Origin of the sequence: Azospirillum argentinense (genome assembly GCF_000632475.1) — a bacterium.
GTDB classification, from domain to species: Bacteria; Pseudomonadota; Alphaproteobacteria; order Azospirillales; family Azospirillaceae; genus Azospirillum; species Azospirillum baldaniorum.
On the sequence record NZ_CP007793.1, the window covers coordinates 830,630 to 843,074 of the forward strand.

The 12,445-nt window shown below is 68.6% G+C and carries 12 protein-coding genes; 7 read left to right on the forward strand and 5 right to left on the reverse strand.

Annotated features, from left to right (window positions below):
- Window position 1: 1 nt before the first annotated feature.
- A complete protein-coding gene (locus ABAZ39_RS03935) occupies window positions 2–505 on the reverse strand; it encodes a class I SAM-dependent methyltransferase (protein ID WP_038526899.1) in 504 nt (167 codons plus the stop codon).
- A gap of 224 nt (window positions 506–729) precedes the next feature.
- On the opposite strand from ABAZ39_RS03935, the gene recA reads away from it, so the two are divergent.
- Window positions 730–1,809 (forward strand): recombinase RecA, encoded by a 1,080-nt coding sequence (gene recA, locus ABAZ39_RS03940; protein ID WP_014240962.1) that lies wholly within the window; start codon window positions 730–732, stop codon window positions 1,807–1,809.
- A 146-nt stretch (window positions 1,810–1,955) separates the two neighbouring features.
- Here the strand turns inward: recA and ABAZ39_RS36045 are convergent, their stop codons facing one another.
- The gene (locus ABAZ39_RS36045) at window positions 1,956–2,108 is read right to left on the reverse strand and encodes a hypothetical protein (protein ID WP_160174797.1); all 153 of its coding nucleotides are present in this window, start codon (window positions 2,106–2,108) and stop codon (window positions 1,956–1,958) included.
- Window positions 2,109–2,269: 161 nt separating this feature from the next.
- Here ABAZ39_RS36045 and alaS point away from each other — a divergent pair, with 161 nt between their 5' ends.
- The gene (alaS, locus tag ABAZ39_RS03945; RefSeq protein ID WP_038526902.1) at window positions 2,270–4,939 is read left to right on the forward strand and encodes an alanine--tRNA ligase; all 2,670 of its coding nucleotides are present in this window, start codon (window positions 2,270–2,272) and stop codon (window positions 4,937–4,939) included.
- Here alaS and ABAZ39_RS03950 read toward each other — a convergent pair.
- Entirely contained in the window at window positions 4,936–5,349 is a 414-nt protein-coding gene (locus ABAZ39_RS03950; protein ID WP_063922624.1) for an Mpo1-like protein, read from the reverse strand. The two genes, alaS and ABAZ39_RS03950, sit on opposite strands and share 4 nt — an antisense overlap.
- A 116-nt stretch (window positions 5,350–5,465) precedes the next feature.
- Between ABAZ39_RS03950 and ABAZ39_RS03955 the strand changes: the two genes are divergently transcribed.
- The 4 genes from ABAZ39_RS03955 (at window position 5,466) to ABAZ39_RS03970 (ending at window position 8,681) form a co-directional block, all read left to right on the forward strand.
- Window positions 5,466–6,311, forward strand: coding sequence for an AAA family ATPase (locus ABAZ39_RS03955; protein WP_038526905.1), 846 nt, complete (start codon window positions 5,466–5,468; stop codon window positions 6,309–6,311).
- A gap of 356 nt (window positions 6,312–6,667) precedes the next feature.
- Window positions 6,668–7,633, forward strand: coding sequence for a pyridoxal-phosphate dependent enzyme (locus ABAZ39_RS03960; protein WP_038526907.1), 966 nt, complete (start codon window positions 6,668–6,670; stop codon window positions 7,631–7,633).
- A gap of 100 nt (window positions 7,634–7,733) precedes the next feature.
- Window positions 7,734–8,084: a hypothetical protein gene (locus tag ABAZ39_RS03965; RefSeq protein WP_038526910.1), complete on the forward strand. Its 351-nt coding sequence runs from the start codon at window positions 7,734–7,736 to the stop codon at window positions 8,082–8,084.
- A 99-nt stretch (window positions 8,085–8,183) separates the two neighbouring features.
- A complete protein-coding gene (locus ABAZ39_RS03970) occupies window positions 8,184–8,681 on the forward strand; it encodes a DUF6803 family protein (protein WP_038526913.1) in 498 nt (165 codons plus the stop codon).
- 157 nt (window positions 8,682–8,838) lie between these two features.
- On the opposite strand, the gene ccoG is transcribed toward ABAZ39_RS03970, so the two are convergent.
- Window positions 8,839–10,314, reverse strand: coding sequence for a cytochrome c oxidase accessory protein CcoG (gene ccoG, locus ABAZ39_RS03975; RefSeq protein ID WP_038526916.1), 1,476 nt, complete (start codon window positions 10,312–10,314; stop codon window positions 8,839–8,841).
- 108 nt (window positions 10,315–10,422) lie between these two features.
- Window positions 10,423–10,974, reverse strand: coding sequence for an HD domain-containing protein (locus tag ABAZ39_RS03980; RefSeq protein WP_038526918.1), 552 nt, complete (start codon window positions 10,972–10,974; stop codon window positions 10,423–10,425).
- Between the two features lie 67 nt (window positions 10,975–11,041).
- Between ABAZ39_RS03980 and ABAZ39_RS03985 the strand changes: the two genes are divergently transcribed.
- Window positions 11,042–12,235 carry a vWA domain-containing protein gene (locus ABAZ39_RS03985; protein WP_038526921.1) on the forward strand — a complete coding sequence of 398 codons (1,194 nt, stop codon included), beginning with the start codon at window positions 11,042–11,044 and terminating at the stop codon, window positions 12,233–12,235.
- The last annotated feature ends 210 nt before the right edge of the window (window positions 12,236–12,445 follow it).

Below are 12,445 nucleotides of genomic sequence, written 5' to 3' on the forward strand. Positions count from 1 at the left end.
CTTATCCGACCCGCCAGCCGTGATAGGTCCAGCGGTCCGTTCCCGGCACGTCGACCGGCTCCCACCCGCGGCGACCGGCGCCGATCGGGCGGTCCGACAGGACCAGCGCGCCCGGCGCCAGGAAGGGTTCGACCAAGCCGCCGATCCACTGGCGGATGCCGTCCTCGTCGTCCTCCCGCTCGCAGCCGATGTCGGCGTGGGCCAGCCGCACGCTGCCGCGGAAGCGCTCCGCGGCGGCGGGCAGCGCGTCCCGGAAATCGCCGAGGAACAGCCGGTCCTCGTCCGGGCGCAGGGAGGCGGGAACGCGCGCCCACATGTCGAAGACCAGGATGTCGCGCGGCGGGAACAGGCTGCGCAGATGGTCGTAGGTGCGGCCCTTCCCCAGACCGATCTCCATCACCAAACCGGGCGTTCCCGCGACGCAGCCGGCGGCCCAGCCGAGCGCGACGCGCTGGGTGGTGAGGCGGTCGATCATGCGGTCGAGCGTGGAGTGGACGGTCGCCATGCGTGGCTTTCCGGGGTGTCGTTGGAGGGGCATCTCCTCTTGAACGCAGCCGCTGGAATTCCGTTGCACGGCGCCGGATCGTTACTAACTTGTGATGAGAACATTCGCGGAACTTAGAGCTTTGCGCAGGGGAACAAAGCTGGTACATTCCCTCTCACCGAATGACCGTTGGTGAGATCGTTGGCCCTGGGGCCGCGGATGTGATCTAACAAGGGGAGACGGGCATGTCGTCCGCACAGCTTCGTTTGGTCGAGAAGGATTCCATGGATAAGCAGAAGGCCCTGGATGCCGCTCTGGCGCAGATCGAGCGCGCCTTTGGCAAGGGCTCGATCATGAAGCTCGGCGCCCGCGAGAACACGGTCGAGACGGAGGTCGTTTCCACCGGCTCGCTCGGCCTCGACATCGCGCTGGGCATCGGCGGCCTGCCGCGCGGCCGCATCATCGAGATTTACGGGCCGGAAAGCTCGGGCAAGACGACGCTGGCGCTGCACGCCATCGCCCAGGCCCAGAAGGGCGGCGGCACCTGCGCCTTCGTGGACGCGGAGCACGCCCTGGACCCGTCCTATGCCCGCAAGCTGGGCGTCAACGTGGACGAGCTTCTGATCTCCCAGCCCGACGCCGGTGAGCAGGCGCTGGAGATCGCCGACACGCTGGTGCGCTCCGGCGCCGTCGACGTGCTGGTGGTCGACTCGGTGGCGGCATTGGTGCCGCGCGCCGAGTTGGAAGGCGAGATGGGCGACAGCCACGTCGGCCTGCACGCCCGCCTGATGAGCCAGGCGCTGCGCAAGCTGACCGGCTCCATCGCCAAGTCGAACTGCCTGGTGATCTTCATCAACCAGATCCGCCTGAAGATCGGCGTGATGTTCGGCAACCCGGAGACGACGACCGGCGGCAACGCGCTGAAGTTCTACGCCTCCGTCCGTCTGGACATCCGCCGCATCGGCGCGATCAAGGACCGGGAGACGGTGGTGGGCAACCAGACTCGCGTGAAGGTGGTGAAGAACAAGATGGCCCCGCCGTTCCGCGTGGTCGAGTTCGACATCATGTACGGCGAGGGCGTGTCGAAGGTGGGTGAGCTTCTCGACCTCGGCATCCAGGCCGGCGTGGTGGAGAAGTCGGGCGCGTGGTTCAGCTACGACGGCACCCGCATCGGCCAGGGCCGCGAGAACGCCAAGAACTACCTGCGCAACAACCCGGCCACGGCCGACGCCATCGAGGCGAAGATCCGCGGCAACGCTGGTCTCGTCGCCGACGCCATGATGGGCACCCCGGAGGCCGACGGCGAGGCCGCCACGCCGGAGTGATCCCGGGCGGCAAGCCGGTTTCTGTGAGTGAAAGCCCCTCTCCGGTCCGCCGGGGAGGGGCTTTCGCCGTCTTGCCGGACGGCTGGAAAGACCTTACATTCAGGCTGGGCGGACGGGTGTTGCCGCACCCGTCCGCCGGCCCGGTCCTAGCGGTTCAGGATCTCAAGCAGCAGCTTGAGCGCCCGCAACAGCAGGATCAGGAGTTCGAGGATTTTCCGCATCCTCTCATCTCCTTGTGAGCGCCTCATTGAGATTGGACGGGCGGTGGCGATCCACCGCCCGTCCGCGCTGACGATCATGCAAATGTGTGGCGCTCCGTCCACGCGGCCTGTCGCCGCGCGGGTGCCCGTCGCGGGCACTCTGTGGACAGCCACCGCAAGTCACGTTAAAAGCACGGTTCGGCCGCGAACAAGGCCGCGCCGCCGATTGTAGCCGACCGTAGCCGGAGCCTGGACAGCTTATGAAGACCGCCAACGACATCCGCCGCACGTTCCTGGACTTTTTCGCGAAGAACGGCCACCAGATCGTGGAGTCGTCGCCGCTGGTTCCGCGCAACGACCCGACGCTGATGTTCACGAACGCCGGCATGGTGCAGTTCAAGAACGTCTTCACCGGGGCGGAGCAGCGGCCTTATTCGCGCGCGACCACCTCGCAGAAGTGCGTGCGCGCGGGCGGCAAGCACAACGACCTGGACAATGTCGGCTACACGGCGCGGCACCACACTTTCTTCGAGATGCTGGGCAACTTCTCGTTCGGCGACTACTTCAAGGACGACGCGATCGCCTTCGCCTGGAACCTCGTGACGAAGGAGTTCGGGCTGCCGGCGGACAAGCTGCTGGTCACCGTCCACAGCTCCGACGAGGACGCGGCGGGCATCTGGCGCAAGGTCGCCGGCCTGTCGGACGACCGCATCATCCGCATCCCGACCGACGACAATTTCTGGCGCATGGGCGACACCGGCCCCTGCGGTCCCTGCTCGGAGATCTTCTTCGACCACGGCCCGCATATCGCCGGCGGTCCTCCGGGCTCGCCCGACCAGGACGGCGACCGCTTCATCGAGATCTGGAACCTCGTGTTCATGCAGTATGAGCAGCGCGGTCCCGATGACCTGATCGCCCTGCCGAAGCCGTCGATCGACACCGGCATGGGGCTGGAGCGTCTGGCCGCCGTGCTCCAGGGCAAGCACGACAACTACGACATCGACCTGATGCGGGCGCTGATCGTGGCCTCCGCCGAGGCGACGAAGACCGCGCCGGACGGCGCGCACGCCGTCTCGCACCGCGTCATCGCCGACCATCTGCGCTCCTGCTGCTTCCTGATCGCCGACGGCGTTCTGCCGTCGAACGAGGGCCGCGGCTATGTGCTGCGCCGCATCATGCGCCGCGCCATGCGCCACGCCCACATGATCGGCGCGCGCGAGCCGCTGATGCACCGCCTCGTCCCGGCGCTGATCCAGCAGATGGGCGACGCCTATCCGGAGCTGAACCGCGCCCGCGCCCTGATCGTCGAGACGCTGAAGCTGGAGGAGACCCGCTTCAAGCAGACGCTGGAGCGCGGCCTGCGTCTGCTGGAGGACGAGGTCGCCCGCCTGGGCGAAGGGCAGCCGCTGCCCGGCGACGTCGCCTTCAAGCTGTACGACACCTACGGCTTCCCGCTCGACCTGACCCAGGACGTGCTGCGCACCCAGGGCCGCCCGGTCGACGAGAGCGGCTTCAAGGCCGCCATGGACGAGCAGCGCCGCAAGGCCCGCGAATCCTGGGCCGGCTCGGGCGAGGCGACGACCGAGAAGCTGTGGTACGAGCTGAAGGACGAGCTGGGCGCCACGGAGTTCTTCGGCTACGACACCGAGGTCGCCGAGGGCAAAGTGACCGCCATCGTCAAGGGCGACGCCCGCGTCGAGCAGGCCGCCGCCGGGGACGAGGTGCTGGTCATCGTGAACCAGACGCCCTTCTACGGTGAATCGGGCGGTCAGGTCGGCGATGCCGGCGTGATCTTCTCCGCCGAGGGCACCGAGGTCGCCGTCTCCGACACCCAGAAGAAGCTGGGCGCCGTCTGGGCCCATGTCGGCACGGTCACCAAGGGCACGCTGAAGGTCGGCGATGTGGTGGAGCTGCGCGTCGACACGGAGCGCCGCTCGGCCATCCGCGCCAACCACTCGGCCACCCACCTGCTGCACGAGGCGCTGCGCCGCCGCCTGGGCGAGCATGTCACCCAGAAGGGCTCGCTGGTCGCCCAGGAGCGCCTGCGCTTCGACATCAGCCAGCCGGTCGGCCTGACCCCGGCGGACATCGCCGCAGTCGAGGACGAGGTGAACCGCCGCATCCTCGGCAACAGTGAGGTCGTCACCCGTCTGATGTCCCCGGACGAGGCCCGCGCCTCTGGCGCCATGGCCCTGTTCGGCGAGAAGTACGGCGACGAGGTGCGCGTCGTCTCCATGGGTGGCCCGCACGGCGAGCTGGACCGTGACTACTCGATCGAGCTGTGCGGCGGCACCCACGTCCGCCGCACCGGCGACATCGGCCTGTTCACGATCGTCGCCGAGGGCGCCGTCGCCGCCGGCGTGCGCCGCATCGAGGCGCTGACCGGCACCGGCGCCAAGGCTTGGCTGTCGGAACGCGATCATCTGCTGACCGAGGCCGCGTCCGTCCTGAAGGTCCGTCCGGAGGACGTCCCCTCGCGCCTCGCCGCTCTGGTGGACGAGCGCAGGAAGATGGAGCGCGAGCTGGCCGAACTCCGTCGTCAAGTCGCCATGGGCGGTGGTGCGAAGGCGGACGGCGGCAACGAGGCCAAGGACATCGCGGGCGTGAAGTTCGCCGCCCGCGTGGTCGAGGGCCTGCCGGCCAAGGACCTGAAGCCGATGGCCGACGAGCTGAAGAAGCAGGTCGGTTCCGGCGTCGTCGTTCTGATCGCATCGAACGAGGGCAAGGCGTCCATCGTCGTCGGCGTCACCGACGATCTGACCGGCAAGATCAGCGCCGTCGATCTGGTGCGCGTCGGTGCGGAGGCTCTGGGCGGAAAGGGCGGCGGCGGCCGTCCGGACATGGCCCAGGCCGGCGGTCCAGACGCCGCGCTGGCGCCCGCCGCCGTCGAGGCCATTGAGAAGGCGCTGGCGGCGAAAGCCGCTTCTTAACCGGGCCGCTCCTCCGAGCGCACCGGCTCCAACGCGGGTGCGCTCGGCGGGTGCCGGCGAATGACGAGGCCGGGGCGGTCAGGAATGCCGTAGCGCCGGTATTCCCGCGCCAGCTGTCCGGTCAGGGCCAGCCCGGCCATGCGGATGTCCGCGGCCAGCGAGGCCAGCGGCGCGTCCAGCGTCTTGGGCCGATTGCGCTCCACCAGGAAATGGCCCAGCCACGCCGCGCCGTAGCCGACCAGCGGCGCCGCCACGAGCGCCCGCCAGTCGCGGCGTGCCAGTCCCACTCCAAGCAGGGCTGCCGCCGACAGCGTGCCGGCGACGTGCAGCGCGCGGTTCGTCGGGTCGCGGTGCTGTTCCAGATAATCGGGCCAGAAATTTGGATCGGTCGAATTGGGATCGGTCGCCATGGCGGACTCCTTCCGCGGGGGAACGCCGGGCGGCCCGCGGCGGTTCCGTCTTGCATGACGCCCGCCGTGCTGGAAGGATGCGCGGGTCAACGAACGATACCGCGGAACCGACTGGCATGCGCTTCACCGGCACCGACTCCTACGTCGCCACCGACGACCTGATGGTGGCCGTCAACGCGGCCATCACGCTTGAGCGCCCGCTGCTGGTGAAGGGGGAGCCGGGCACCGGCAAGACCGTGCTGGCCCAGGAGGTCGCCCGCGCCCTGAACAAGCCGCTGCTCGCCTGGCACATCAAGTCCACCACCAAGGCGCAGCAGGGCCTCTACGAGTACGACGCGGTCAGCCGCCTGCGCGACAGCCAGCTCGGCGAGGAGCGGGTGCACGACATCGGCAACTACATCGTGCGCGGCAAGCTGTGGGAGGCGTTCGAGGCGCCGGAGCCCCCCGTGCTGCTGATCGACGAGATCGACAAGGCCGACATCGAGTTTCCCAACGACCTGCTGCTCGAACTCGACCGCATGGAGTTCCACGTCTACGAGACGCGGCAGACGGTCAAGGCGGCCCGGCGCCCCCTCGTCATCATCACCTCCAACAACGAGAAGGAGCTGCCGGACGCCTTCCTGCGCCGCTGCTTCTTCCATTACATCCGCTTCCCCGACCGCGACACCATGGAGCGGATCGTGGACGTCCATTATCCCGGCCTGAAGCAGGACCTGCTGCGCGAGGCGATGTCGCTGTTCTACAGCCTGCGCGAAGTGCCCGGCCTCAAGAAGAAGCCCTCCACCTCGGAGCTTCTCGACTGGATCAAGCTGCTGATGGTCGAGGACGTGGACCCCGAGACCCTGCGCGCCAAGGACGCCCGCAGCCTGATCCCGCCGCTGTGCGGCGCGCTTCTGAAGAACGAACAGGACGTTTATCTGCTGGAACGGCTGGCTTTTCTCGCCAAGCGGGAAGGGCGCTAGGAAGCGCTTGACCGCGGCCGCCCTTCTGGGGCAGCCTGAACCCATGCAATCGACCCCGCACCTGAACCGAATGCGAATTACCGCCCCGGCGCTCTGACAGAGGGCGCCGGACCGCGAGCGTTCGTTTTCGCAATCTGGTGTGGAGTGTGGCGTGTCCGTGCGCCCTGGGTCTTCCGGAACCCGCAATCCGGTTCATCACCATTCCCTGACCCGTTGCTTCACGCGTGCGTTGCGCCATCCGGCGGAGCGAATGCGGGGCTCTGCGCGAATTATCGTCCCGGTCCGCTGACGCTGGCCGGGTTTCGCGCCTTCCTTTTCCGCCCCCCGTTCGTTCCCTCCGCCCGAGGACCCCTGCGATGCCGTCCGCGCACGCCACCCGTCTGCCTGCCCCTACCAGCCACCGGAACATCGAAGACCGTTTGCCGTCCTGGCTCCCCCTCTCCGCCATCGAGGACGCCGCCGAGCGTCTGCATGGGCGGATCGTCCGCACGCCGCTGCTGCCCGCTCCGGTGCTGGGGCGTGACGTCTGGCTGAAGGCGGAGACCTTTCAGGCGACCGGCGCCTTCAAGGAGCGCGGCGCCCTGAACCGCCTCTTGCGCCTGACGGCGCTGGAGCGCGCGGCGGGCGTCGTCGCCATGTCGGCGGGCAACCACGCCGCCGGACTGGCGCTGCACGCCCAGCGGCTGGGCGTGGCGGCGACCATCGTCATGCCGGTCACCGCGCCGCGCTGCAAGGTGGAGCGGACCGAGGCGCTGGGTGCCGAGGTCGTGCTGTCCGGGGCCAATGTGGGGGAGGCGAAGTCCCGCGCGCTGCAACTGGCGGCGGAACGGCGGCTGACCTTCGTTCATCCCTACGACGACCCGGACGTGATCGCCGGGCAGGGCACGGTGGGGCTGGAGGTGCTGGCCGACCGCCCTGACGTTGGGACGCTGGTGGTGCCGGTGGGCGGCGGCGGCCTGCTGGCCGGGATGGCGGCGGCGGTGAAGGCGCGCAAACCCTCTGTCACCGTGGTCGGGGTGCGGCTGGCGAGCCGGCGGGGACCGACCTTGGCCGACGGGATCGCGGTGGACGCGCTGGGTAAGCTGCCGCAGGCCCTGCTGGCCGGCTTCGTGGACGCCCTGGTCGAGGTGGAGGAGGCGGAGGTCGCGGCGGCGATGCGGACCCTGCACGGCTCCTTCGGCATGGTGGCGGAAGGCGCCGGTGCCGCGGCGGTGGCGGCGCTGTTAGCCGGGAAGGTGCCGGCGGGGGGGCGGACCGTGGCCGTGCTGTCCGGCCGCAACGTGGATTCCGACACGCTGGTGCGGACGCTCGCCGCCGCTTGATCGACATCAAAGACCGCGGGGCCGGGACAGGCCCAGGATCATCCTGCGGGCGCACCGTCCGGAAGACGGTGGCCTTGCAGGCAAAAGGCCGGTTGTCCCCGTGGCTCGTCTGGTGTCCCTCCTCGCGCTTGTGGTTCTGGCCGTCGGGCTTCTCGGCGGTGCCGCGCCCATGCGCATGGCGGACCTCCCGGCGCCGCACTGCGAGTCCACCGCGGTGCAGGACGCCGCGGACTGCGACATCCACCACCCGACGGACAGCCCGGCCCCGGGAAAGACCCATGCACACGGCGCCGCCGGGTGCCTCTGCCTGAGCGGAGCCTGCGACCTGACCGGTCTGCCGACCCGGATCGGTGTGCCCTTCGGCCACCGCCTCGCGACCCTGCTTCCCGGCGCAGACGCCGAGCCCGCCGCCACCGCCCACGCGCCGCCGCTGCCACCGCCGCGCGCCTGACTCCCGCCGTTCCGTCGCCTTTTCCCCGACCTGCGGACGTCCCCGGTCTTACGCCTATCGCGGCACCGGCGCGCCCGCCGAACACGCGCGAGTCACCCCATGACCATGACCCACTACATGGAACTGCTGGCCGTCAACCAGCCCTGGAACCTGCTGATCTTCATGGCGGTCCCCGTCATCCTGGCCGAGACGGTGGCAATCAGCGAACTGTACCTGCTCTACACCCGCGACTATGACGGCCCGGTGCGGTGGCTGAACCGCTGGGCCGGCATCACCGTCGGCGTCTATTTCACGGGCGTCTTCGTCCATCTGATGCAGAACGCGGTCGTTCCGCTGACCGTATCCGGCGGCTGGCGCGGGCCGGCGGACGTGCTGGCGGTGGGCTTCTACCTCGCCGGCATCGTCCCGCTCGGCGGCATCGCGCTCCTGGACCTTGGGCTGATCGGCCGGGGCCGCAGCGAGCATGGCCGCATGGCGATCCACGCGGCCCTGGTCGGGCTGTTCCTGATCGTCGCCCACATCGCCATGATCTTCGGGATGCTGGACCCGACGCTGCTCACCGGCGCCGTCGCGACCGGCGGGCACACGATGCATTGAGCGGATGCGGACTGTCCCTCTCCCGTCCCGGGAGAGGGAAGGGGCCCGCGCAAGGCGCGGGAAGGGTGAGGGTACTGCCGAGAATAACTGCCTCGATCCTCGTACGACCCTCACCCGGCCCTTCGGGCCACCCTCTCCCGGGACGAGAGAGGGGTTTCTAGGGCGCCATGAACACGCTGCGGTGCCGGCCGATCTCGCCGCTGGTCAGGTCACGGGCCACCACCGTCACGTCGGTGGATCCCGGCGTTGCGGCGCCCCGCGGCACGCGGACGAAGATGCGGTAGGTCGCCACCGAATCCGCTTCCGCGGCGAGCGTCAGCGAGTTCCCCGACTGGGCGTCCACGCTGGCGACCGACAGGTCGGCGTTCGCCAAACCCTCCACCGACAGGCGGTAGGTCCGTGCTTCGTGGGTCTTGTTCAGAATCTTGATGGTGTAGGCGTTCTGCACGTCGCCGTTCGACTGCTGCACGTAGAGCGGGGCGCGGTCGCGCAGCACGCTGACGTCCAGCGTCGGGCGCAGCGCCAGCGAGATCGCCATGGCGCCGGCGACCACCAGGATGATGAGCGCGTAGATCACCGTGCGCGGGCGCAGCAGCCGCACTGGCGCGGCCTGACCGTCGGCCTTGGCGACCTGATTGGAGCGGTTGTCGAACAGGATCAGGTCGCCGGGGCGCCCGACCTGGGCCATCACGTCGTTGCAGGCGTCCACGCACAGGCCGCAGCCGATGCAGGAGATCTGCTGGCCCTTGCGGATGTCGGTGCCGGTCGGGCAGACATGGACGCACAGCTTGCAATCGATGCAGTCGCCCAGCCCCTCCGCCGTCCGCTCCTCCCAGCTCTGCGACTTGCGCAGCGGCGCGCGCCCTTCGCCGCGCCAATCCTGGTAGGTGACGACGTAGGTGTCCTCATCGACCATCGCCGCCTGGAAGCTGCGCCACGGGCAGACGTAGATGCAGATCTGCTCGCGCGCCCAGCCGGCGAAGAAATAGGTGGTGGCGGTGAACAGCCCTGCGAAGGCCAGCACTTTCCACGATACCTCGCCGGTCACGATCTCGCGCAGCAGGGTCGGGGCGTCGTTGAAGTAGAAGATCCAGGCGCCGCCGGTGACCAGGAAAATCACCAGCCAGATGGCGTGTTTCGACGCCTTCAGTCCCAGCTTGCGCGCCGACAGCGGCGCCTTGTCGAGCCGGATGCGCTCGGTGCGTGGGCCTTCCAACTTGCGCTCCACCCACATGAACAGGTCGGTCCAGACCGTCTGTGGGCAGGCGTAGCCGCACCAGATGCGGCCGAGCAGGGTGGTGGCGAAGAAGATGCCGAAGGCGCCGATGATGAGCAGGCCGGTCAGATAATAGACCTCCTGCGGCCAGATCTCGATCCAGAAGAAGTAGGCGCGCCGGCCCACCATATCGACCAGCACCGCCTGATCGGGAATGCCCGGCCCGCGATCCCAGCGCAGCCAGGGCGTGACGTAGTAGACGCCGAGCAGAACCGCCAGCGCCAGCCATTTCAGCCGGCGGAAGCGGCCATGGACGTCGGCGGCGTAAACCTTGGGGCGTTGCACGAACCAGCGCTCGCGCGGCTGGTCGGCATCATGGGAGTCCGGGGTTTGGGCGGCGGGGGAGGTGAGGGACATGGCGTGCGACCTTGCTTTGACGCGGCGGTCAACCTAGCCCCTCCTTTATAAGCCTTCCGTGATGTAGTCACACTGCGCTAAATCAGCCGCCGCGGCAGCGAAATGGGTCTAGACCGCCTCACCGCGCAGTTCGGCCAGACCGTCCTCATAGGCGCGGTCGAACAGCGATTCCAGCCGCGCGTCGGTGCCGCGCAGGCCGGCGATGACCGCGTGCGCCCACTCGAAATACTCGATCTTGCGTTCCAGCGGCCAGTCGGCGGGCGGGCTGTGCGCCATGGAGCGCAGGTTGGACACCTTGTCGGCCAGCTTCACCAGCTTGGCGCGGGAGGAGGCGGTGGGGGCGGCGTCGATCTGCCGCTGCTTGCGCTCCGCCTTGCGCAGGCGCTTGTCGTCGGTGGTCTCGGCCACGACACCGGCGACCTCCGCCCCGAAATGCTGCTCGATCTCCTCATAGGAGGCGTCGGTGTCCTCCAGCGTGTCGTGGAGCAGCGCGGCGATGACCACCACCGGGTCATTGCCCGCCGTTGCCTCGGCGCAGAGGAACGCCACCTCCGACAGGTGGTTGAGGTAGGGCTCGGCGCGCACGCCCTTGCGGCGCTGGTCGATGTGCTTGTGCGCGGCGAACTCCAGCGCGCGGGCGAAGTCGAGAAGGGCTGTCATGGCGTTCCTGGCGGGTCGGCGCTACGATGAGGGCGGATGGGGACGAAACCCCACGGGGGGAAGCGGCATGTTCACGGGATTCTTCTTCGAACTGCGCAAGGCGGGCGTGCCGGTCTCGCTGAACGAGTACCTGACGCTCATGGAGGCCATGAAGCGCGGCGTCGCCGACTTCCGCGTCGAAGACTTCTATTACCTCAGCCGGGCCTGTCTGGTGAAGGACGAGCGCAATCTCGACCGCTTCGACCGCGTGTTCGGGCAGGTCTTCAAGGGGCTGGAAGGGGCGGAGGGCGCCGGGGGCGACGAGATTCCCGTGGTCGACCTGCCGGAGGAATGGCTGCGCAAGCTCGCCGAACGCTTCCTGACCGACGAGGAGAAGGCGCAGATACAAGCCCTTGGCGGCTGGCAGAAACTCTTGGAGACGCTGGCGGAGCGGCTGGCCGAACAGAAGGGGCGGCACCAGGGCGGCTCCAAATGGATCGGCACCGCCGGAACCTCGCCCTTCGGCGCCTACGGCTACAACCCGGAGGGCGTGCGCATCGGCCAGAAGGAATCCCGGCACCGCCGCGCCGTGAAGGTGTGGGACAAGCGGGAATTCAAAAATCTGGATGATCAGGTCGAGATCGGCACGCGCAACATCAAGGTGGCGCTGCGCCGCCTGCGCAAGTTCGCCCGCACCGGGGCGGCCAGCGAGCTGGACCTGCCCGGAACCATCCGCGCCACCGCCAGCAACGCCGGCTGGCTGGACCTGAAGATGGTGCCGGAGCGGCACAACACGGTGAAGGTGCTGCTGTTCCTCGACATCGGCGGTTCGATGGACGACCACATCCGGCTGGTCGAGGAGCTGTTCTCCGCCGCGCGGGGCGAGTTCAAGCATCTGGAGCACTTCTACTTCCACAATTGCGTCTATGAGAGCGTGTGGCGCGACAACAAGCGCCGCCACGACGAGCGCACCTCGACCTGGGACGTGCTGCACACCTATCCCGCCGACTACAAGCTGGTCTTCGTCGGCGACGCGGCGATGAGCCCCTACGAGATCGCCTACGCCGGCGGCAGCGTCGAGCATTGGAACGAGGAGCCGGGGCAGGTCTGGCTGCAGCGGATGCTGTCCGTCTACAGCCGTACCGTCTGGCTCAACCCCACGCCGGAATCTCGCTGGGGCTACACTGAGAGTACCCGCATGCTGCAGCGGCTTTTGGGCGGCCGCATGTACCCGCTGACCTTGCAGGGCCTGGACGCCGCGATGCGCGAGCTGGTGCGGTAACGCGCGGTCCAGCCACCGCCTTCGACGGTCGATTGCGTTTCGTGGAAACGGACGGCGTGAAGCCGCGTCCGCCGGCGCGATGCGTCACGCCTGTGACAGCTCTGTCGGGCAAAGCGCCGAAGGGCGCGTCAACAGTCCGCTCAAGATCAGTTTGCAATCTTTGGCTGAGATTGTGTTTTGCGGATGCGCGCCTTTATAATGGCCTGTTTC

Bases quoted from the DNA above. Each gene is read 5' to 3' on its own strand.
- ABAZ39_RS03935 (WP_038526899.1), bottom strand. From the start codon at position 505: ATGGCGACCGTCCACTCCACGCTCGACCGCATGATCGACCGCCTCACC.
- recA (WP_014240962.1), top strand. From the start codon at position 730: ATGTCGTCCGCACAGCTTCGTTTGGTCGAGAAGGATTCCATGGATAAG.
- ABAZ39_RS36045 (WP_160174797.1), bottom strand. From the start codon at position 2,108: ATGATCGTCAGCGCGGACGGGCGGTGGATCGCCACCGCCCGTCCAATC.
- alaS (WP_038526902.1), top strand. From the start codon at position 2,270: ATGAAGACCGCCAACGACATCCGCCGCACGTTCCTGGACTTTTTCGCG.
- ABAZ39_RS03950 (WP_063922624.1), bottom strand. From the start codon at position 5,349: ATGGCGACCGATCCCAATTCGACCGATCCAAATTTCTGGCCCGATTAT.
- ABAZ39_RS03955 (WP_038526905.1), top strand. From the start codon at position 5,466: ATGCGCTTCACCGGCACCGACTCCTACGTCGCCACCGACGACCTGATG.
- ABAZ39_RS03960 (WP_038526907.1), top strand. From the start codon at position 6,668: ATGCCGTCCGCGCACGCCACCCGTCTGCCTGCCCCTACCAGCCACCGG.
- ABAZ39_RS03970 (WP_038526913.1), top strand. From the start codon at position 8,184: ATGACCATGACCCACTACATGGAACTGCTGGCCGTCAACCAGCCCTGG.
- ccoG (WP_038526916.1), bottom strand. From the start codon at position 10,314: ATGTCCCTCACCTCCCCCGCCGCCCAAACCCCGGACTCCCATGATGCC.
- ABAZ39_RS03980 (WP_038526918.1), bottom strand. From the start codon at position 10,974: ATGACAGCCCTTCTCGACTTCGCCCGCGCGCTGGAGTTCGCCGCGCAC.
- ABAZ39_RS03985 (WP_038526921.1), top strand. From the start codon at position 11,042: ATGTTCACGGGATTCTTCTTCGAACTGCGCAAGGCGGGCGTGCCGGTC.